Here is a 21,469-nt window from a genome sequence, read left to right on the forward strand (position 1 = left end):
ATAAAAAATAATAATTTAACATAATACATCATTAAATTAAAACTACAAATAACAATAATAAATTATTTTATTTTGGAGTATAAAATGAAAAATATTATTGATTATTCTAAGACAAATTTATATACATTTTCAGAAAAAAGGTTTAATAATGTAGATTCACTAATTTTATCTCAATTAAGCTATATAAATTTTGATAATTTAGTTGGCTCAATAACTGCCAATAAAAGCCCCATAACTTTTAAAGATTTATTAAACCCAAAATATTTTAATAAAATGTTTAATACTATTCCATATAGTAAAGAAACTAAAGAACTTCTTTTTTATATTTCCTCAAACCCTAGATTTAGAAATATAAAAATTAATTATTATATTTCTAAATCAGATGTTGCTTTTGAAAAACAATTTTCAGCAACAACCTTTATTTTAAATGAAAATTTAGCTTATATAGCTTTTCGTGGAACTGATTATAGTCTTATTGGATGGAAGGAAGATTTTAATATGTCATTTATAACCCCAGTTCCTTCACAATTAGAAGGTATTGATTATATAAATAAAGTTTCAAAGCTAATATCTTGTGAATTTTATATTGGTGGTCACTCTAAAGGTGGTAATATTGCCATTTATGCTTCTATGTATTGTAATCCTGAAGCTTCATCTAAAATAAAAAAAATATTTAGTCATGATTCTCCTGGCTTCAAAGAAGAAATTATTAAAAGTAATGAATTTAAATTTATAAAAAATAAAATTATAAAAACAATTCCTGGTTCATCTTTAATTGGTATGATGTTTGAAAATAATGAAAATTATTATATTGTAAAAAGTAATAAATTAGGTGGATTACAGCAGCATAATCCATTTTCTTGGCAAGTAAGTAATTTTGATTTTATTTATTTAAAAGAAATATCTTCTAATTCTAAATATACCTGTAAAGCTTTAAATACTTGGATAAAAAAAATTGATAATAAAAAAAGAAAATTATTTGTGGAAAGCTTATTTAATGCTATATCTTGTACTAACTGCAAAAATTTTATTGAACTATTTCATAATTGGAATAAAAACTTTCCTATTATTTTGAAATCATTAAATAATCTTGATAAAGAAATTAAAACTATGATTATTTTATTATTTAAAGCTCTTTTAAATTTATATATTAAAATTATTACTCACAATGAATAATTTTGTAACTCCTAATGCTAATACAAATATTTACTCTATTTTAGGGAATATTAAATTTATATGATTTAAAATTTAAATTAACATAAGACAATATTATAAGTATTAATAATTTAGGAGGATAGTGAACAGAAACTATGAAGAATTATAAAAGTAAGAAAATATTTAAAATAATAAATAATAGTAATAAACATCTTAATCTTCATGAAATAAAAAGAAAAACTGGTGCTGGAAATGGGCATAAACGTTAAAACTTTAAAAAAATATAACTGAAATTTAAATCTTCAGTTATATTTTTTTATTTTAATAATATTAAATAATTTTAATAAACTTCATTTCATACTAAAATAACATTAAATTTAACTCTTGTACTCTTTAATTACATATTTTTTGAATTCCCCTATTGTTTTTGAAAGATAAACATTTTTATTCCATCCCATATAAATTTTCTTATATCCAATTTCATCCTTAATTTTAATAGTAGAAATTTTATTCATATTTATTATTGGAGTATTTACTATTATTGCAATTCCAGCTCCTGCTGCTACTAAGCTTGAAAGCATTGCACCTTCTGTTGGCTCAACAGATATTTTAGGAGTATATCCTATAAGCTCTGAATAAGAAATGCTTCTTTCACACTCCTTATTACTTTGTACAATAAAATATTCATCTTTTAAATCACTTAAATAAACCTCTTCCTTATTTGCCAAATGATGATTTTTAGGAACAATCAATACATATTCTTCTTTTTTAACTAAAACACTTTCTATTTCTGGATAATCATTAATTTTTTCAATATTATCAAAAAAGCCAAAGTTTACTTTTCCATCTTTTAAGTCCCTAAGAATTTTTTCTGTACTTTGATTATTAAAATTAAATTTTACATCAGTATGATTATTTAAAAAATTGCTTATTAAAAATGGAATATATGTTGCACCAATACAATAAGTCGATACAATTGAAATTACATTATCATTATTCTTCTTCATATCTTGTATCTTTTCTATTCCTCTTTCAACATCATTTAAAGCTGATTCTGCATACTTTAAAAAAGTTTCCCCATACTTAGTTATTTTTATATTACGCCCTTCTCTTTCAAATAATTTTACCTCTAATTCCTCTTCTAACTTTGAAATTGCCTTACTTAAAGCTGGTTGAGTTATTGATAATATATTTGATGCTGTAGTAAAATTATTTGTTTGTGAAACTACCTTAAAATATTCTAATTGTTGTAAGTTCATCTTAATATCTCCTATTAAATTTTATTGTATTCAAATTTAATCCATAACTTTTAGTTATCCTTTTATGAATATATTTAATTAGACCTAGTTACTTAAATAATGATATAATCTCAATATCAATTCATAGTTTTCATTAATGAATTATAATTTTTTTGAATATAAAAGTCAAAATATACTAATGATATTATTGTAATAAAGGAGATGTTTTTTTATGTTTAAAGTAGATAGAGAAAAATGTATTGCATGTAAACAATGTATAAAAGATTGTCCTGTACGTGTTATTTCCTTACAAGAAGGGAAAGCTTATATAAATAATGAAGGCTGTATTAAATGTGGTCATTGTATTGCAGTCTGTCCTGTAGAAGCTGTTTCAACTGATGATTATGATATGTCTGAAGTAAAGCCTTATGATAAAGAAACATTTACTGTAGAATCAGAAACTCTTTTAAATTTTATTAAATTTAGAAGAAGTGTTAGACGCTTTAAAGATATGCCTGTAGAAAAAGAAAAAATTCAACAAATCATTGAAGCTGGAAGATTTACTCAAACTTCAACTAATTCTCAAGATGTTTCTTATACTGTAGTTACAGACAAACTACCACAACTTAAAGAATTAACTTATGAAAGCTTAAATCAAAAAGGACAATATATCTTAGCTAACTTAACACCTGAAACTGAATATTTAAAAAGATATGCAACTGCATGGGTTAACTCTTATGCTGCTTTTAAAGAAGATCCTATAAAAAATGATAGAATTTTCTTTAATGCACCTGCAGTAATATTGGTTACTTCACCTAATGCATTTAATGGTGGATTAGCTTCTTCTAATATGGAACTTATGACTGATGCCTTAGGACTTGGTACTTTCTTTAGTGGATTTATTCAAATAGCTTCTAAAGATAATAAAGAAATTTTAGATTTACTTGGAATTAATGATGGTAATCAAATAGTTTCTTGCTTAGTTATTGGTTATCCAGATGTTAAGTACAAGAGAACTGTTCCAAGAAAAAAAGCTAATATTAACTGGCTTTAATATTAACTAATGTTAAAGTTAAAGCAGCTACAAACTTAAATGTAGCTGCTTTTAAATTAATCTTCTTTAAATATATCAATGCTACATTCTTCTAAAACTTCATTTGTATTTTCATCTTTTATAACAAATATGCATTTTAAATTAACTAACTCAGCAATATCAGTATTAAATACCATCTTATCAAATGATTTTTCTCCAGCTAAAACACTTATACTAAATTTAGGATTTGTATCAATTCCATTAACACTAACATCTTTACTTTCAACTATAATATTTTTATTAAATTTATTTTTAACACAAAGATTTAAATTTATTGATTCATCTTCATTTCTACTTATTCTAACATAATAAATATTTAATTTATCATTATTAACAATTAAATCTCCATCATCTTCATCTTTTAAATCTTCTGTTGCTATTTCAAATTCACCTTTTGTTTTTACATTATCTTCTTTAACTTTCTCTTCCTTAACTTCCTCTTTTTCAATAGGCTTAAGTCCTGTAAATTCTTGAATTGCTTCATTATCACTTAAAACTTCTTTAACTTTATTTAATTTGTGATTACACTTATTATAAGCTAAGTTTAAAGTATCCCATGTATTTTCATCATCAGAATATAAATCTAATGAATTATTAAATACTGCTACTAAAGCTTCTAATGAATATGGAAAGTTCTTATTACTTTCTTTTGTATTTCCTACAGCACTATACTCATTATCATAATATTCTTCTAATGATTTATTTAATTCCTTTATTGCTTTTTCTAACTCTACTCTTGCTTCATTAATATATTTTATATCTAATTTTTCCTTATTATATGTATCTAACATATTATCATTTATTAAATATCTTAAAGCTAAATTTTCAACCTCATCTAATAACTCACTTGTAGTTCCATAATGTTCTGGAACCTTATGCTCAATTTTTTCTACTTCACTTTTCTTTTTATTAAATATGTTAAATAACCCCATCTTAAAGCTCCTTTATACTTTAATTTTTCATCTATTTTAATCACTCTATATATTTAAAACTATACTACATTAATTATAATTTTCAAGTGTTTGCTATAAGTTTTGCTCCATAATTTATTATTTTTCTCTCATTAATTTTTATTTATCATAATTCACATAATCATTTCATTATTTTTACTTTTTGGTATTTTTTATGGAACCAAAGGATTATTTATGAAATAATGGCTATTTCTCTTATTGTTAAACGTTATCAAAAGTACTTTTTCAATTCTAACAACTAAAAAACCTAAAATTACTATATATATCAATTTTCTTTTAGAAATATTAAAATTAACTTTAAATTTCTTTAATTTTCTTAATAAATTACCCTTATTTATTCATATACTTTATTTTGCCATAAGACTATAATTAAAACGCTATATGAATTTTTATAAACACGGAGGTATAATTATGCGAAAAAAAATTGGGTTAATATGTTTATCAGCTATGTTAATAACATTAGCTGTAGGTTATTCTTCAAACACAACTGAATCTATAAGAGCCAATGCTACGGCTAAAAAAAGTAATTCTGAGCAAAAGGGAAGAAAAAGAGATTATGAAAATGATTTTGCTGATAATATAATAGACATTAGTGAATCTGCTGTAGTTTCTAAAAATATAGTTGATTCATCAGAAAAAATTTCTAATGATGAAGCATCTATAACATTAAATAAAGTAATTAGAGGTGCTGAAGCTGAAAAAATAATTAATGAATATAATAAAAATGCTTCAACTTCAAAAATCCCTCAATTAGCTAATAATTCTTTAGAATATGTAATAATTGAATATACAACTTCTTTATCAAATAATACAAAAACTACAAAAGATGGTCAATATTCCACTGTTGGCATTGAAGTTTGTAATTTAGATGGAAGCTCACTTATAAATGAAAATAATGATTATATAATAAGAAAATTTACTCTTGAAAATTCTGTTGGATTACAATCAAATGATTCTGGCTCTACAAAAATAGTATTAACTTTACCAAAAGCTCTTACTGAATTTGTAGTTAAACTAGGAGATAATCGTAATAACATGGCAAGCTTTAGAGTTAGTTAGTAGCATTAGGATAGTGACAAGTAATAAGTGACAAGTAATAAGTGACAAGTGATAAGTGGCAAGTGATAAGTGATAAGTGGCAAGTTAAGGATGAAATTCCTTAAGGAATTTCTAAAAATATATTTATTAAATTCAGCATAAGCTGAATTTATACCTTAACTTGAAACTTGCCACTTGTCACTTGCTCCTAACTAATCACCGCTTTTTCTTCATAATAATTTAAAATATTTATTATAAAATTTCTTGTATCAGTATCTAACTTTCTTGTACTTGATATTTCATGAACAGAAAAATGCTTTGTATAAAAACTATAAGCAAGTTCTGTTATAAATTTTGATGTACTAACAATTCTTGAATCATTTAATAAATCTTTAAATTTAATTGTTGTTTCAAATATATATTCCTTTGCAACTGTATAAACTTCATTTATACTTAACAATTTCAATACTATATATAAATCTTTATTTAATTTTCCCATAAAATTTTTAACTAACTCTATATAATTTCTTTCGTGATAAAAATCCACAAATTCTGTATTATTTTCCATATAAAATCACCTCTATTATAAAAATTATACTATATTAATTTGTCAATTTTGTTACAGTAATATTAATATAATCTTAAAATTATTTTACAAATTTATCCCTGCTACTCGAAATATGGACAAACGTATCCATATTGAGATTTTTCCTTTTTCAACGTGACCTATTTTGTCTTGATAAACATAGACTACTTTAGTTTGATATGTCACTCCAAAGGCGTAAATTCCCGACTTAGCCATCGGTACATATCTATAAAATTTGTTTATGCTATTTTATAGATTTTTGCATCTCTTAAATTAAGACTTGCATTATAATCTCTATCTTCAACATACCCACAATCACAATTGAAAATTCTATCTTTAAGCTTTAAATCTTTTTTTATAGAACCACATTTATGACATAGTTTACTTGAAGGATAAAATCTATCAACAATTCTTAATTCTATACCCAAAGCATTGCATTTATTTGCTAATTTATTTCTAAATTCATTAAATTTCTGTTGTGCTACTGCTTTAGATAAATGCTTATTCCTCATCATTCCTTTAACATTTAAATCTTCTATCGTAATATAAGATGGTTTGTTTCTCACCACATTACTTACAACTTTATTTATATAATCAGTTCTTATGTTGTTAAGTCTTTGATAAAGTATTTGTACTTTAGCTATTTGTTTTTGGATATTTTGTCTAGTAGCTTCTCCCTTCTCTTTTTTATTTCTTATTTTTAAACTTTCATATTTCCTTGAAAGTCTTTTTTGCTCTCTTAATAATTTCTTTTCTAACTTCTTAACTCTTTGAGTTTTATTTATGTTTTTATAAATGATTTTATCGCTGCAAATAGCAAAATCTTTTATGCCTAAATCAATTCCTATACCTTGATTTGTATTTTTCTGTGGGATATTTTCTACATCTATTATTACAGACACATAATATCTATTTGCTTTCTTTGATACAGTTCCGCTAATAATTTTTGAGCCTATTGGAATGTAGCCATACTCCTTTAACCTTACGTTTTTTAATGTAGGTATCATTATTTTATGTCTATCCACTTTCCAATCGCCTTTATTATTCTTAGGAAAGTATAATTTAACATCACATTTATTTTTCTTTTTAAACTTAGGAAACTTAGCTTGACCTTTAAAAAACCTTTTATAAGCGATTTCGGCATTTTGTATAGCTTTTTTTCTAGCTTTAGAACCACAATTATTTATCCAAGAGTATTCATCTAAAACTTTAATTTCATTATTTATATACTTATCAAAATCATTGGCACTCATAAACACCTGTTTCTTATCAATGAATCCATTTTTGTATTTAGTATATAGTTGATTGTTCGTTGATAAATATTCATTATATAGCCATCTACAAACTCCAATACTTTGATTGATTTTCTGTATTTGTTTTGTTGTTGGTTTTATCTCTACTTTGTAGGCTTTTAGCAATTTCTTCATCCCTTTTTATCTTTTTCTTATATTTTCTATCTGTTGGTGTTCTTTTTGCCTTTAATATGTTTTCTCTATCCCAACGTTGCAAGGTTTTTACACTCACTCCAAGTAATTCAGCAAAATCTTTTGGTTTGTAATTTGTTATGTGTTTACTGTTCATTAATATCACTCATCGGGCACATATTAACACTTTTAAACACATTCGTTAATATTTTAATTGACTATATATTCCTCCTTAAACATTTTTTATATTTGTATTATACAGTATATTATACCACTTGTAAACGTTATTAATATTTCTTTATTGTTAAATAACTGTAAACAAAAAAGCATACCAAACATGATATGCCTTTTTCATAACAATTATTCTTTATCACTTCTTTTAAATTTAGAAAATATTTTATTTTTTAAATTTCTCCATCCATAATCATTTTCATCATCACCAATATTTTCTTCTTTGACTTTTTCTTTAACTTCTTTAAGTATCTTATTTTTATCAATTTTACAAGTATTATTTATATTGCTTTGATTTTTATTATTTTCTTCAATTTCTATATTTTTTACAAGTGGATCGTTATCTAATTTTATATTTTCAGTTGAATTCTTTTCTTTAACTTCTGTTTTTTTTATAGATTTTACACTTACATTACTTTCTAGATTATTAGAAACTATTCTTTCTTTATTATAATTTAAGTTTAATATAGAAATAGCACTTTCAAGCATGTACAACTTATTTGTTCCATTAGAGTATAACCCCTCAACAAGTTTCCATCCCAATTTATCTTTTTTCTTAACCCAAGCCTTAATATTTATAATATCTTCTCCATGAACTATATCCTTAATTGAAAACACTTCATCAAATTTTTTATAAGCAATATTATGAATTCTTTCTATAATATTTCCTTTAACCATTGTTTCTAGAGAATTAAATAATTTTTTATTATTTAACATTTCTTCAACACATGAATTTGCATCTTTATTTATTGGAAAACCTTTTTCTAATATGATAAATCTTAATAATTTACTTTCCTCATTTTCTGATATATAAAACTCATTTACTTTCTTACTTTTTTCTAGTAAATTATTTAATTTTTCATAAAAATAGCCTAAATACATTAACATTATAATATCTTTTGAAGTTAAATACTTTTCTATATGTCTTATATTATCCATAAATTTATTTAAAGCTATTATACATTCATAATTATTATTTTCTATAAATGAATTTTTAATATTTTTTAATAAGCTTAAACTTTCTTTATTAGCTTCTTCATTCATTTTACTTTCTATTTGTCCAATAATTTCTTCTACACTTTCAATTGTATCTTTTGAATTTGTTGTTTTATTTTTGTGTAAGTCTTCATCTAGATTTATTTTTAATTCATTTTCTTCATTTAAATTATCATTTTCTGTATCTTCTAATAAGTTATTTTCTATATATTGATTTTTATCTTCTAATTGTTTTTTAAGGTTTTTCCCCTCTTCATCCTTCAATTCAGCTTTCTCATCATCTTCTTTTACTATTTCATTAGCTATATTTTCTAATTCTCTTTCAATTTCTCCAGATATTTTCTTTAAACTTAATTGAATTTCACTATCTATTTCCTCAACGGTAATATCTGTTAACTTTTCACTTTTTTCCTCTTCTTCCTTATTAAGCTCAAATTCAATTATTTCATTATTTTGAGTATTTATTTTTTCATCTTTAATACCATCTTCTTTTTTTTCATCTTCAATAACAAATTCTAACCCAGATTTATTATCTTCTAACTCCTTTAAATCAGCATCTTTTATATCCTTATTATTTATATTAATAGCTCTTTTTAATAACTCCATATCTTTTTTAATTTTTTGTATTTCATTATTAGCTAAATCAAGCTGAACTTTTAATTTATTTATTTCTTGTATTTCTAATTCTTTTTCATCAATGGTTTTTCCCAAATCAAATTCTCCTTTCTAGTCGAAGTAAAGCATTTTATAAAGTAACTTAACTTCAATATTTTCTTTATTAAAAGACAAATTCTTTTAATTTTTCATTACTTTTATCAATTACATTACATATTATAACATTGTTCTAAATTCATACCAACTAACTTCACTAATTACTTCTGATAATTTGTTATTTTTAAGCATATTTTTTACTCTCAAATCTTCTATATTTATTGATTGATTTTCTCTTATTAGCTTAGTAGATAATTTATGTAAAAAATCTTTACACTGATTTGTTATTTTTTCGTGTAATTTAGCTACTTTTAATCTAGCCTTATTTCTATGTTAATTACTATTGATTATAACATACTAAGTTTAAATTTTCTTCCATACTTTTAAGAAATGGTATCAATGTAGTTGTGTCTGTTGGCTCAGGCCCAACAGTAAGCCACGTAATATATTCAGCATCTACCCCATGCTGCACATTATAAGCTGGTTTAAGTTGTCCATTTTTCATAGCATCTTCTTTCATTGATGCTGGACATGGTAGAAAAGACTCTGGAGCTTCAGGAAATGGATTGAAAGAAAAAGATATTGTTCTTAGCATTGCTACAAAGTTAGGTTCTTTACTTAACGGAAGTGGAATATCAATAAAATACTCTAGAACTAATGATACTTATTTAAGCTTAGAGGAAAGAGCTAGACTTGCTAATGCTTAGGGAGCTGACTTATTCGTATCAATACATACTAATTTTGCTGTTTTAAGACTTTCTAATATGCCTGCTATTTTAGTTGAAACTGCCTTCATTAGTAACTCTAGCGATGCTAACCTTTTAAATACTAGGCAATCTGATTTTGCTAATGCAATTTTTAATGAAATTTATAATTATTTTGGAAATCCTGTTACAAATATTTCTTTAATTAATGAACTAGCAAGTTTAGCAGTCAGATACTGTTCAATGAATTCATTACTAGGTATAAAGAGTATTAATAAATGTATTTTAGATTATTTAAGACATGTTCGATATGATGACTCTGAGTGGAAAATAGTTGTCGGTGATATTAGCCCTTTTGTTGAATATATAAAAACTAATTATACTTCTATTCATAATAAATTATTACCTTATATTCAAAATGACCCTAAGGATTTTAATATATATGGATTTAAAATAGATTTAGCTCACTTAGCAGCTACAACTTTAGGATATATAAATAGTATACTTGATCATCCACCATCAATAGCAATACCTAACTTTTGGACTGGTTGGGGTGGTGATTTAGCTACTGCTCTAAGAGATATAACTAAATTAAAACAAACCAAATATAAAAATGAGTCTGAACAAGACATTGCAGATAAATATGTTACTGGAAAAGATTCTAGCTTCTCTAAAATTGATATTGATGCAGATATTGATGCAATAAAACTTTCTCAAAGTTTTACAACTAAAAGATTTGATATTTTACTAGATAATCATTATTCTTCGCTTACCTCACAAAAAAGAAAGGCTTTGTTTTAAAATAGTGTTGAAATTAGCATAACATAATAGGATGTCCATTTGGACATCCTATTTGAATCGCAATAATTTAAAATTGTTCGCTAAATCAACTCTACAAATTGGAAGTTATTCCATTTTCCATGCTCCGCCTTTGCTCTCGTAATAGTTTTGCAATGCATGGACTACTTCTGGAATAGTTTTTAAGGAATTAATATCTATTTCCTCATAAACTGTTTCGTCACCCTCAATTTCTAATATTTTACCGTCATCCCTCATTTTTATGTAAAACACCTCAGTTTCACCGCCTAATTCGCAAGTTATAGTAGATTCCATTGTAATACTTTGAGAAGTCGTTGGGAACAGTATGAAGCCGATTAACGCAACAACGATTAATACAAACACAAATATACATTTCTTATCTACTTTCTTAAATAGCACCACGAACATAATGAGAAGAAATATAATACCCAAAATGCTGTTTGCTAAATTTGTCTGCGAATAGTAGAACTTCATGCAGTTGTTAATCGTATCAACTAACATCCCCGCAACAGGAAGTGCATACAACACACTACCCCAAACTGTCTTTTTGTTTCAATAGAACAAGACATAAGCTACAAGTCCGCAAAAAACAGCTATACCAATCCAGTGGAATAGATGGTTCCATTGGAGAAACTTATCAACTGTTACATTTGGGGTGAAAAAATCAATGATACCTTGTAACAAATAATAACTGATACACATACTGGATAAATATGAGAAGGTATTTATCATTGCATTTTTATTTGAAGAACTAAAGTAAATCACAAATGTTGTTGAGAATATCCAAAAGCCAAAAGAGCTTGCAATAGAACTCCAACCCCATAAATCATCATTAGGATAAAAATTCAATAATTCAGTAATCAGACCAATAATTGCACCAAAACATATTACCTCTATATATGATTTTTTCGCATACTTAGATTTCATGTCTTTCCTCCTTTCAAATTAAATACAATTGTTCATCAATCATTATATTTATTGTACACTAAAAATAGTAAAATTAAAACAAATTTTACCTTTATACATATATTGGTCTTCTAATCTTAAAATCCTTTATTAAAGATACAGAATGTGTTGAATTAGCATGAATAAAGAACTTTTTAGGTTTATTCCTTTCCATTTCTGTTTTAAATAATTGGGTCCATTTATACCAAAATAGGTAGTTTGTTAGGAACTTGGTTGAAACACCATTAAACTTTCTTATCCATCTTTTTAAGCTACTATGAAAAGCATTGACTCTTTGAATATTATAAATATCCACAGTTTTTCTCCCGCCCCTAATTTGATGTAATTCAAAATTATGTTGAGCCGCAAATGGGATATAACTCCTATGTTTATCAGTACATAAAATAGAATTTTTTTCAACAACCTCTGATAAAGCCCTATTTATATCAGTATAGTTAGGTCTGCCATCACATATTAAACCAGTATATATATTTCCTAATCTATCTACACCACATAATACACAGGCAAATTCCTTTGATATACCTCTTGTATTTATTTCTTTACCACGCTTTCTTGATTCCCTTGGCATAGTAAAATTAGAACTTTTGCTATGATTCCCTTTATAGCTAAGGGCAAAGTATGTCTCATCGAGTTCAATAACACCCTCAAGAGAGCCGTAGCCAATAAATTTTCTAATAGCGTCTATAATTTTATGTCTCCAAAAGAAAGCTGTTGCAATATTAATCTCAACAATTTCTGCACATTGCCTAATAGTGTTACCATTTATCATACATTGAGCATATAGTAGCCATTTATCTAATCCCTTTTTACTACTTGAAACCGGGGATTTAGAAAAATCATTGAAAGTTTTTTTGCACTCTGGATTTTGGCATTTATACCTTTGTTTAACGCCATTCTTACCATGATATTTTCCATACTTAGATATTTTATCATGATTGCAAAAAGGACAGCACTTCCCCTTGTTAAATCTATTTTCAGCGATTTCTTCATCTATAGAGTTAGTTATTCCATTTGACATCAATACAGTCTTTAAAAAATCAAATACCTTCTCTTGCTCATATGTATTTAATTGTGAAACTTGCTGAATAACATTATTAACTCTTGGCATAAAAAACCTCCTAAATAGTAGTTATATTATATATTATAACCATATTTATAGAGGTTAATCAAATTTCAACAGTTTATTAAAACAAAGCCTAATAATTAAAAATATTTAAAATAAATTATTTATTTTAAACTATCTCAAATACACAAAAAAGAAATCTCAATTTAAAGAGATTTCTTTTTTGTCATATTTCAATTTTTAGTTTAATTTCATTTAAAAATTGTTCTTTTTCAGTTATATCCTTAAAAGCTCTTTCTGGAATAATAAAAACTATTTTACTATTTTTATTTACCAATACAATATTCCTACAAATTTCTAAGAATCTATAATTTTCTTCTTTATTTATTAATAAACTATACTCTTTTTCTTTTGATTTTATTTTTATAAAGTTTTTTTCAACTACTAATTCTATTAATTCATCGTTTATAATAGTATCTACTTCTTTATTTATTTGCTTAGTCATTTGCTTTAAACCTGCTATAAAAAGTATTGTAGTAAATAAAATTGAAAAAAATATTTTATATATATAATCTACCAATGTATACATTGCCATATACATACCAACTCCCCCCAATATGCTATATACTACGACTCTCAATTTTAGCAAAGATATTTTTTTCTTATATAAGTATCTATATACCTGATTACATTCATTTCTCGTATTATTATATCTGATATACATAGCTTCTCCTCTCTTATCCAATTTTTTTAAGAGTTATTTAACACTTTAAAAAATTGCTCTTTATCTTGTAAATTTTCTAAAACTCTATTTGGAATTACTAAAACTGTTCTTAAATCAATTATGAAAATAAATATATTTTTATAATTGATCAATTTACTATTTAAACCTAATTTAGTTTTTATTTTTACTGTATTACTAAAAATACTTATTATATTTCCATTTTCAATATTTATATAAACTTCTTTGTTATAAAATTCATTTGTAAATAATGATTTCATCAAACTATATATGTATCTTTTACATGCAACAACCTGTATTATTACAATAATGCCTAATATTAATAAAATCCAAAATAATTTATATTCATTTTCACTTTTATTATTTGAAAAATATAAATTTATGATTATTATTGTAAAAAAAAAGAAAAATAAATTGTAATATATAAACTTTTTTTTACTAAATACTGAATTTTTAAACACATATTCAGAATATGTATATATATCTTTTTTATTATTTTTATATCTAATTTCCATAGCTCCCCCTTAATATTTTAAATTTGTTTTTCTATTAAATTAATAAAAATTTCTTCTTCGTTTTTTGATTTAAAAGTATTATTCGGAACAATGAAAACTACACTTTTATTTCCATCTATTAATACCCATTTATTATTTATATTTAATAAATTATAATTTTTATTTTTATTTATTGTTAATTCTAACATCTCATTACTTACTAATTTATTTGCCACATCATAAAAACTCTCTCGATTTCTCTTTATTGCAAATACACAAATCAATATACTAATTAAAAGTGAAATTATTACTCTATATATATTATCAAATTTATATAATAATACATATATACAAATAGCCACTACTATACTCAAGCAAAACGCTATAAAATTAAGAACTTTTAACTTTTTTATACCAAAATATTCTAAAACATCACAATAATCTTCTTTAGTATTTATATATTTTATTAACATAATGCCTTCCTCCCCTATTTATTTTTCATATGTTACCTATTTATTAATATCATAGCTAATTTTACCATCTATAATGATTTATTTCAATTTAACAAAAAAACTGCGTAGAATTATTCTTCTACTCAGTTTTTTATTTTTATTTTTTAAAATTTACGGTTTTAAGCCATTTATAAGGGGTGAAAACACCACTCTAAGTTTAGCTCCAGTAAACTTTCATATAAAATTGTATTTTTCACCACATTAAATTTTTAATATTCTTGTTAACAAATTAATTAAATAACACTTTGTTTGTTAATTAATTTATTAACATTGTTGTTCATTAATTATTTTATGAACACTAGTAACACTACACTTCTTATCTTTAGCAATAGCTCTGTAACTTTTATCTTGTAATCTTAACTTTTCACTCTAGCCTTTTGTTCTTCAGTAAACATTTCTTTTCTTCCAGCACCACGTTCATTTTTTAATTTAACAACAAAATTGAATTTAAATTTCTCTACTAAAATTGAATACTAAAACTTTGCAACCACTTATAATAACTAATATAATTTGATAGAAGTTTAGTAGATATCTCCAATAATGCTATTATCTATATTATAGCACTATTTATGAATTATATGTACATATGAACATTATTATCCAACAGGCCTAAAGTTAAACTTATATCAAACTTTAATCCTTATTTTGCATAATTTTTTATTATTTTTACCATTAAATCCATACATTACTTGAAATTTTCTCTTTATTATTATAAAATATAATTATTAAATAATAATTATTATTATTTAATTTAATAATATATTTTAAAAAAAATACTAATACTATAATATATATAATAAAAATGAGGTGGAAGTATGAGTAAAATATCAATAATTGGTGCAGGCGCAATTGGTGCAACTACAGCATTTGCTTTATTACAAAGAGGAATTGCAAGAGAAATAGTAATAAATGATATAAATCAAGAAAAAGCATTAGGCGAAGTTATGGATTTAATGCATGGAAGTTCATTATGCTCTCCTTGTAATGTTACTTTAGGAAGTATAGAAGATACTAAAGATTCAGATATAGTAATTATTACTGCTGGTTCACCACAAAAGCCTGGTGAAACTAGATTAGATTTAGTTGATAAAAACTATGAAATATTTAAAAGCTTTATACCCCAAATTGCAAAGTTAAGTCCTAATTCAATTTTATTAGTAGTATCTAACCCTGTTGATATATTAGCTTATATGACGTATAAACTTTCAGGGTTCCCAAAAGAAAGAGTTATTGGCTCTGGAACTGTTTTAGATACTGCAAGACTTAGAAGCTTATTAGGTAAATATTTGGGTATTGATGGTAGAAATGTTCAAGGTTATGTTCTTGGTGAACATGGTGATAGTGAATTTGTTACATGGTCTTCTTTAATGATTGGTAACATTCCAGTTAAAAGCTTTTCCGAACAAAATTCAATAACTTGGGATATTGGAACAGAAAATGTTATTGCTGAAGATGTTAAAAATTGTGCTTATGAAGTTATAAAAAGAAAAGGTGCAACAGCTTTTTCAGTTGCAATTGCATTAACAAGAATTACTGAAGCAATTATAAGAGATGAAAAAAGTATTTTAACTGTTTCAACACTTTTAGATAATTATTATGGAGTTAGTGATGCTTATTTAAGTGTGCCTACACTTCTTGGTAGAAATGGTATTGAAAAAGTATTAAATATTCATTTATCTAAAGTTGAAGAAAGAAAATTTATTGAATCTGCTAATTTAATGAAAGAATATATAGATAGAATTAATACAAAACAAAATAATTAGTTAGTAGTTAGTAGTTAAGGATGAAACTTCTAATGGAGTTAAATTAGTGACAAGTGACAAGTTAAAGATGAAATTCCTTATGGAATTTCTAAAAATATATTTATTAAATTCAGCATAAGCTGAATTTACACCTTAACTTGAAACTTGTCACTTGTCACTTGAAACTGTTTAAGCTTGTCACTTGCAACTATTGAAGCTTGCCACTTGCAACTGTTGAAACTTGTAACTCCCTAAAGTACTCTTCTTGCTCTTTGTACTGATTCCCAACGAACATTAGTTATTCTAACTGTTTTCCCTGAATTAGGGGATTCAATCCATTGTCCATTTCCTATATACATAGCAACATGCCCAAGAGCATTATCAAATAATAAATCTCCTGGATTAATATCACTTATAGCAACTTCAATACCAGCATTTATTTGATTATAAGTACTTCTACCTATATTTATATTAGCTTTAGCAAATGCCCATTGCATTAATCCTGAGCAGTCAAATGCTCTTAATCCGCTATCTACAAATTGTTCTAAGAAATCATATTTCCCTTGTGATGCATAACTTGGGAATCTTCCTTTTAAACTATTTATTGAATCTCTAGTAACTAATTCTCCAGCCGCACCATAAGCATATGGTGAACCTATTTGAGATTTCATTGCTTCTAAAACAATTTCATAAGAATTAGAAACTGATTCTATATTAGAATTATTCCCATTACTGCTTCCATTGCTACTTCCGTTATTAGAGTTTCCATTAGTTATCTTAACATAATCTGAACTTACGTAACCTGTAGCTCCATTAAATTTAATTTTATACCAATTTCCTTCTTTTCCAATTATATTAACACTTTGATTATTTAAAAGATATCCTAATACAAATGAACTTGAAGATGCTTCTTTTCTTACTCTAAGATTAGTTGAAACATTTACTATTACTCCTGTTTCATTCATTGCTTCAGATGATGATGAATTTCCATTAGAAGTAGAGTTACTATTTCCTACATTATTAGATGTATTTCCTGAAGATGGCTTAGTTTCAGTTATATAATCTTTATGAACATATGCTGTTGAAGAATTATAACTTATTTTATACCAACTTCTACTTTCCCCTATAATATTAACTGAATTTCCTGAATATAAAGTACCTAAAACCGTTGAACTTGTTGAAGCTTCTTTACGAACTCTCAATCCACCACTACTTACATTATATACATATCCAGTTTTATTAACTTGATTTTGAACAGGTTCATCAATTCTAGAGTTTAAATCATCATCTTCTTTATTCCCTCCAGAAGTATTATTACTTGAACTTCCATTAACTGATATATAGTCTTTATGAACATATCCATAACCACTATTATATTTAATTTTATACCATTGGCCTTCTGATCCTAATATACTTACTGAAGTATTATTAGTTATATACCCTAATACTGTTGAGCTTGTTGAAGCTCCACTTCTTACTCTAAGATTAGAAGTAACATTTACAACCTTTCCTGTAGTTGAAACTGCTGAAGAATTTGTAATTTCCTTAACATAATCTCCATAAATAAATCCATTTTTCCCATTAAACTTAATTTCATACCAGTTTCCACTTTTTGAAACAATATCAAATGTAGTTCCATTTCTCATAGTTCCAAGTACTGAAGAGCTTGTACTAGCTTCCGCTCTAACTCTTAATGCCGAAGTAACATTAACTACTTGTCCTTTATTTATAGATGCAACTGAAATTCCATTATTAACTGTAGTAGCATTTACAGTTACACCCTTAGCACTTAAAATAGAACCAATTACGCCAGAAGCAATCATTATTTTTTTTAGCTTTTTTTTCTGCATTCTATTTTTTTTACACCCCCACTAATTATAATATAAATTATGACATATTAAATTATATATTTTAATTAATAAATTTTCTATATATTTTGCTATTTTTATCATTAAATTCATCATTATTATTACTTTTGTCAATTTAATATATTTTTTTTGTTAAATAAAAATAAACTTTAATTTAAGCTATATACATATACAACATAAATTAGAGTTTATATTTTTTTATTATTTTACCAATATCCCCAAATTCCTTTTTATACAAACCTTTAGATTAAAATTCATATATATCAGAAAATTCAAGATTACATTTTTCAGTGCTTTCTAGCTTTACAATTTCATTATTGTATACTGAATATTCATTTACAGTTTTAATTGGAATTGAAAAAACAATTTTAGTTCCTTTTCCAACTTCACTTTCAGCCCATATTTTCCCTTTATGCATTTCAACTAAAGCTTTCACTAATGATAAACCAATACCACTACCTTCAGTTTTTCTATTCAATTTATTGTCAACCCTTTTAAAGTTATTAAATATCAATTCAATCTCTTCTTTTGATATTCCTATTCCATTATCCTTAACAGATATTAAAACCTCATTATTTCTTACTGATAAATCAACTTCAATTTTTCCATGTCTAGTCTGCTCTTTAATTGTATATTTTATTGAATTAGAAATTAAATTTAATATTATTCTTTCAATTTTTTCTGAATCACATGCCAAAATAATCTCTTCAAATTCAGTATCAAATATTAAATCTATATTTTTTCCTTCAACATATTTAACTATAGATGTAACAATATCTTCAACTAAATAAACTATATTACAATTTTCTAAATTTAAATCAAAGTATCCCATATTAAATCTACTTATATCTAAAATGTTATTTACTAATCTTAATAATCTATATGAATTTTGTCTAATTGATGTTATATACTTTTCCAAATTAAATTCATTATAAACTTTAATGTCATTATTTTTAATTCCATGCTCTATTAATTGTAATGCCGAAAATATAATATTTAATGGTGTTTTAAATTCATGAGACATGTTAGAAAAAAATTCATTTTTTACAACTTCTTTATGAAATGCTTCTTCATATTTTTTACTTTCACTTTCATATCTTTTTTCTTCTGTTATATCTCTTGCTGAACTTATGTAAATTTGTTGTTCCTTTATGTACATACAACTCCAATTAAATATTTTATATTCTCCATTTTTACATTTACATCTATTAATACCTATACTAGCTATATTACCTTTTTTGCATTTTCTCGCTAAATTAACAGCTTTTTCTCTTTCATCAGGATGAAATAATTCTGGCCACTTCATATTTTTAAAATCTTCTTCATTCCATCCAGTACAAGCTGTCCATCCTTTTCCTATTTTCATCATATTTCCTTCAGTATCAATAATAGCCACTATATTATTCTTAGAATTTAATACCATAGAAATAATTTTTTCTAATTCATTATATTTTTGCAATGCTATATTTAAATCTTTTCTTACAAAATCAGTTAAACTAACTTCATCATCATTAAGAATTAATATATATGCCTCTTCATTTTCCCATTTAATATTATGTAATTTTCCAATGAAACTATTTATATTACCATTTTTGTTTTTAAAACTATATATATTATCACTTTCATTTAAAAGTTTAAAACTATCTTTTATATTGTAAAAAAAATGATTTTTATATAATAACTTTTCAGTAATTTTACATTCAAGTAACTCATCTTTACTATAACTTATTTTTTTTGCAAATTTTTCATTACAAAATTTAATTATTTCATTCTCATCAATAATAACTACATAATTATTTACATTCTCTAATACTTCTTTCATATTTATCCTCTATTTATAAATTTAAATTAATCTTTCATTTTTCACCTTATATTCTTACTATTGTATCCAAATAATTGATATATTTCAAGATATAGATTATCCATGTTATATAAAAAATTATGAGGATGTCCCATTAAGAATAAATACTATAATATATTGTGTTGATTTTCATTTTTCAAAACAATATATTGTGTATAAAAATTTTAGTGCAACAGCCCCATAAATTCTTTTATATTTATTTAATCCTTATAGTGTATAACATACATTATATAATTAGATGTAGCCCAAGCTTTCATAAAATCATCAAATTTATATTTTAATCTTACCCCATTATTTTCCTTTGCTGCTGGATCATTAACTATAACATATTTGCTATTTTTAGTACATTCCATTCCACATACTACTATTAAATGCCCACTTGTTGTTAATGGTGCATTTTCTATATATGGATATAATTTATTATTAATATCATTTGTATACTTTACGCTCACTTCTACTGGATACCCCTTATTAAGTTCATTTATTAATAAATCAATATTTCCAAATTGAATATATGCCTTATATCCTAAACTTCCAGCATAAGCTACATTATATGACCAATTTCCAAATTCATTATATTTATAATCAAAACATTTATATGCAACATCTTCAACCAATAAATTTTCTCCAAGTCTATTTAATAACATAGTCATACTAGTTGGACTACATATCCTATTAGCTATCTCTGCTTCTCTTTTCATTTGAGAAATACAAGGTGTTTCTATTAATTTATTAATCAATTTTTCTTTTCCATTTTTATTATTAATTTTTTCTCCACAATAAGTAATTACCACAAGTTGCAAATCAGCTTTTGATTCCTTATCATCATAATAACTGCTTATTTTTATTTGAATAGCTTCTCCTATATAACCTTCATTTATTGTTAATGTATCTACATTAATTTTAGCTTCTGTACAATTACTACTATTTGATGCTCTTTTAATATTAGTTCCCCATCTCCCCCAAGATAACCATTTTGACCATATTTTTTCTTTTAAATTATTATTTACTAAAACCCTAGCTTCAATATCCACATATGAATCCACTGGTGTTACTATATTCCAGGAAATTATTATTTTTTTAAAATCTTTAATCTTTATTTCTTTTGATAAGTATATTGTTTTATTTTTTTCTTCTTGAACTTTAAATTTTCTCTTATCAAGAAAAATAACAGGATTTAATCTTCTCTTAAACATATAATATTCCTCCTAAATAGCTGCTCTTAAATATTATTATATTTCACATATAAAAAAAT

At 24.7% G+C, this 21,469-nt stretch carries 22 protein-coding genes and 2 pseudogenes; 6 read left to right on the plus strand and 18 right to left on the minus strand.

Going from position 1 to position 21,469, the window contains the following annotated elements; all coding sequences use genetic code 11:
- Nucleotides 1–84: 84 nt before the first annotated feature.
- Complete coding sequence (locus ACUN06_RS08975; RefSeq protein WP_449389670.1) at nt 85–1,176, plus strand: Mbeg1-like protein; 1,092 nt, start codon at nt 85–87, stop codon at nt 1,174–1,176.
- Nucleotides 1,177–1,532: 356 nt separating this feature from the next.
- Here the strand turns inward: ACUN06_RS08975 and ACUN06_RS08980 are convergent, their stop codons facing one another.
- Entirely contained in the window at nt 1,533–2,414 is an 882-nt protein-coding gene (locus tag ACUN06_RS08980) for a LysR family transcriptional regulator (RefSeq protein WP_291735282.1), read from the minus strand.
- Nucleotides 2,415–2,625: 211 nt separating this feature from the next.
- On the opposite strand from ACUN06_RS08980, the gene ACUN06_RS08985 reads away from it, so the two are divergent.
- Nucleotides 2,626–3,447, plus strand: a complete 822-nt coding sequence (locus ACUN06_RS08985; RefSeq protein WP_291735280.1) for a nitroreductase family protein — start codon at nt 2,626–2,628, stop codon at nt 3,445–3,447.
- 56 nt (nt 3,448–3,503) lie between these two features.
- Here the strand turns inward: ACUN06_RS08985 and ACUN06_RS08990 are convergent, their stop codons facing one another.
- A complete protein-coding gene (locus ACUN06_RS08990) occupies nt 3,504–4,418 on the minus strand; it encodes a hypothetical protein (RefSeq protein ID WP_449389671.1) in 915 nt (304 codons plus the stop codon).
- Between the two features lie 450 nt (nt 4,419–4,868).
- Here ACUN06_RS08990 and ACUN06_RS08995 point away from each other — a divergent pair, with 450 nt between their 5' ends.
- Complete coding sequence (locus ACUN06_RS08995) at nt 4,869–5,516, plus strand: hypothetical protein (protein ID WP_294367413.1); 648 nt, start codon at nt 4,869–4,871, stop codon at nt 5,514–5,516.
- A 187-nt stretch (nt 5,517–5,703) separates the two neighbouring features.
- Here the strand turns inward: ACUN06_RS08995 and ACUN06_RS09000 are convergent, their stop codons facing one another.
- From ACUN06_RS09000 to ACUN06_RS09030, 7 genes and pseudogenes are all read right to left on the minus strand, one after another.
- Nucleotides 5,704–6,063 (minus strand): hypothetical protein, encoded by a 360-nt coding sequence (locus ACUN06_RS09000; RefSeq protein WP_294162894.1) that lies wholly within the window; start codon nt 6,061–6,063, stop codon nt 5,704–5,706.
- A gap of 84 nt (nt 6,064–6,147) precedes the next feature.
- The gene (locus ACUN06_RS09005) at nt 6,148–6,297 is read right to left on the minus strand and encodes a hypothetical protein (protein ID WP_449389672.1); all 150 of its coding nucleotides are present in this window, start codon (nt 6,295–6,297) and stop codon (nt 6,148–6,150) included.
- 23 nt (nt 6,298–6,320) lie between these two features.
- Nucleotides 6,321–7,499: an RNA-guided endonuclease InsQ/TnpB family protein gene (locus ACUN06_RS09010; protein ID WP_449390268.1), complete on the minus strand. Its 1,179-nt coding sequence runs from the start codon at nt 7,497–7,499 to the stop codon at nt 6,321–6,323.
- Nucleotides 7,420–7,662: a MerR family DNA-binding transcriptional regulator gene (locus ACUN06_RS09015; protein ID WP_449389673.1), complete on the minus strand. Its 243-nt coding sequence runs from the start codon at nt 7,660–7,662 to the stop codon at nt 7,420–7,422. Before ACUN06_RS09015 ends, ACUN06_RS09010 begins: the two co-directional genes overlap by 80 nt.
- Before the next feature lie 203 nt (nt 7,663–7,865).
- On the minus strand, nt 7,866–9,443 hold the full coding sequence (locus tag ACUN06_RS09020) for a hypothetical protein (RefSeq protein WP_449389674.1): 1,578 nt from the start codon (nt 9,441–9,443) through the stop codon (nt 7,866–7,868).
- 123 nt (nt 9,444–9,566) lie between these two features.
- Nucleotides 9,567–9,776, minus strand: a pseudogene (locus tag ACUN06_RS09025) (transposase); the annotation flags it as partial.
- A 28-nt stretch (nt 9,777–9,804) separates the two neighbouring features.
- Nucleotides 9,805–9,963 (minus strand): annotated as a pseudogene (locus tag ACUN06_RS09030) (IS5/IS1182 family transposase); the annotation flags it as partial.
- Nucleotides 9,964–10,009: 46 nt separating this feature from the next.
- Between ACUN06_RS09030 and ACUN06_RS09035 the strand changes: the two are divergent.
- Together ACUN06_RS09035 and ACUN06_RS09040 are read left to right on the plus strand one after the other, a co-directional pair.
- Entirely contained in the window at nt 10,010–10,150 is a 141-nt protein-coding gene (locus tag ACUN06_RS09035; RefSeq protein ID WP_449389675.1) for an N-acetylmuramoyl-L-alanine amidase, read from the plus strand.
- Between the two features lie 21 nt (nt 10,151–10,171).
- Nucleotides 10,172–10,948, plus strand: a complete 777-nt coding sequence (locus ACUN06_RS09040) for an N-acetylmuramoyl-L-alanine amidase family protein (RefSeq protein ID WP_449390269.1) — start codon at nt 10,172–10,174, stop codon at nt 10,946–10,948.
- Nucleotides 10,949–11,053: 105 nt separating this feature from the next.
- Here ACUN06_RS09040 and ACUN06_RS09045 read toward each other — a convergent pair whose 3' ends face one another.
- The 6 genes from ACUN06_RS09045 to ACUN06_RS09070 all read right to left on the minus strand — a co-directional run bounded on the left by ACUN06_RS09045 (nt 11,054) and on the right by ACUN06_RS09070 (nt 14,704).
- A complete protein-coding gene (locus ACUN06_RS09045; protein WP_449389642.1) occupies nt 11,054–11,494 on the minus strand; it encodes a hypothetical protein in 441 nt (146 codons plus the stop codon).
- A 24-nt stretch (nt 11,495–11,518) separates the two neighbouring features.
- On the minus strand, nt 11,519–11,893 hold the full coding sequence (locus ACUN06_RS09050; protein ID WP_449389641.1) for a hypothetical protein: 375 nt from the start codon (nt 11,891–11,893) through the stop codon (nt 11,519–11,521).
- A gap of 91 nt (nt 11,894–11,984) precedes the next feature.
- Nucleotides 11,985–13,040, minus strand: a complete 1,056-nt coding sequence (locus ACUN06_RS09055; RefSeq protein WP_006785445.1) for an IS1595 family transposase — start codon at nt 13,038–13,040, stop codon at nt 11,985–11,987.
- Nucleotides 13,041–13,221: 181 nt separating this feature from the next.
- Nucleotides 13,222–13,596: a hypothetical protein gene (locus tag ACUN06_RS09060; RefSeq protein WP_055292449.1), complete on the minus strand. Its 375-nt coding sequence runs from the start codon at nt 13,594–13,596 to the stop codon at nt 13,222–13,224.
- A gap of 149 nt (nt 13,597–13,745) precedes the next feature.
- The gene (locus tag ACUN06_RS09065; protein WP_055292451.1) at nt 13,746–14,252 is read right to left on the minus strand and encodes a hypothetical protein; all 507 of its coding nucleotides are present in this window, start codon (nt 14,250–14,252) and stop codon (nt 13,746–13,748) included.
- A 17-nt stretch (nt 14,253–14,269) separates the two neighbouring features.
- Nucleotides 14,270–14,704: a hypothetical protein gene (locus tag ACUN06_RS09070; protein WP_055292454.1), complete on the minus strand. Its 435-nt coding sequence runs from the start codon at nt 14,702–14,704 to the stop codon at nt 14,270–14,272.
- Nucleotides 14,705–15,558: 854 nt separating this feature from the next.
- On the opposite strand from ACUN06_RS09070, the gene ACUN06_RS09075 reads away from it, so the two are divergent.
- Entirely contained in the window at nt 15,559–16,506 is a 948-nt protein-coding gene (locus ACUN06_RS09075) for an L-lactate dehydrogenase (protein WP_291737027.1), read from the plus strand.
- Between the two features lie 230 nt (nt 16,507–16,736).
- On the opposite strand, the gene ACUN06_RS09080 is transcribed toward ACUN06_RS09075, so the two are convergent.
- From ACUN06_RS09080 to ACUN06_RS09090, 3 genes are all read right to left on the minus strand, one after another.
- Complete coding sequence (locus ACUN06_RS09080) at nt 16,737–18,335, minus strand: C40 family peptidase (protein WP_449389676.1); 1,599 nt, start codon at nt 18,333–18,335, stop codon at nt 16,737–16,739.
- Nucleotides 18,336–18,600: 265 nt separating this feature from the next.
- Nucleotides 18,601–20,175 carry a PAS domain-containing sensor histidine kinase gene (locus tag ACUN06_RS09085; protein WP_449389677.1) on the minus strand — a complete coding sequence of 525 codons (1,575 nt, stop codon included), beginning with the start codon at nt 20,173–20,175 and terminating at the stop codon, nt 18,601–18,603.
- A 239-nt stretch (nt 20,176–20,414) separates the two neighbouring features.
- Nucleotides 20,415–21,410, minus strand: coding sequence for a C39 family peptidase (locus tag ACUN06_RS09090; protein ID WP_291735794.1), 996 nt, complete (start codon nt 21,408–21,410; stop codon nt 20,415–20,417).
- Nucleotides 21,411–21,469: the final 59 nt, after the last annotated feature.

The organism is Clostridium sp. ETTB3, from assembly GCF_053571985.1.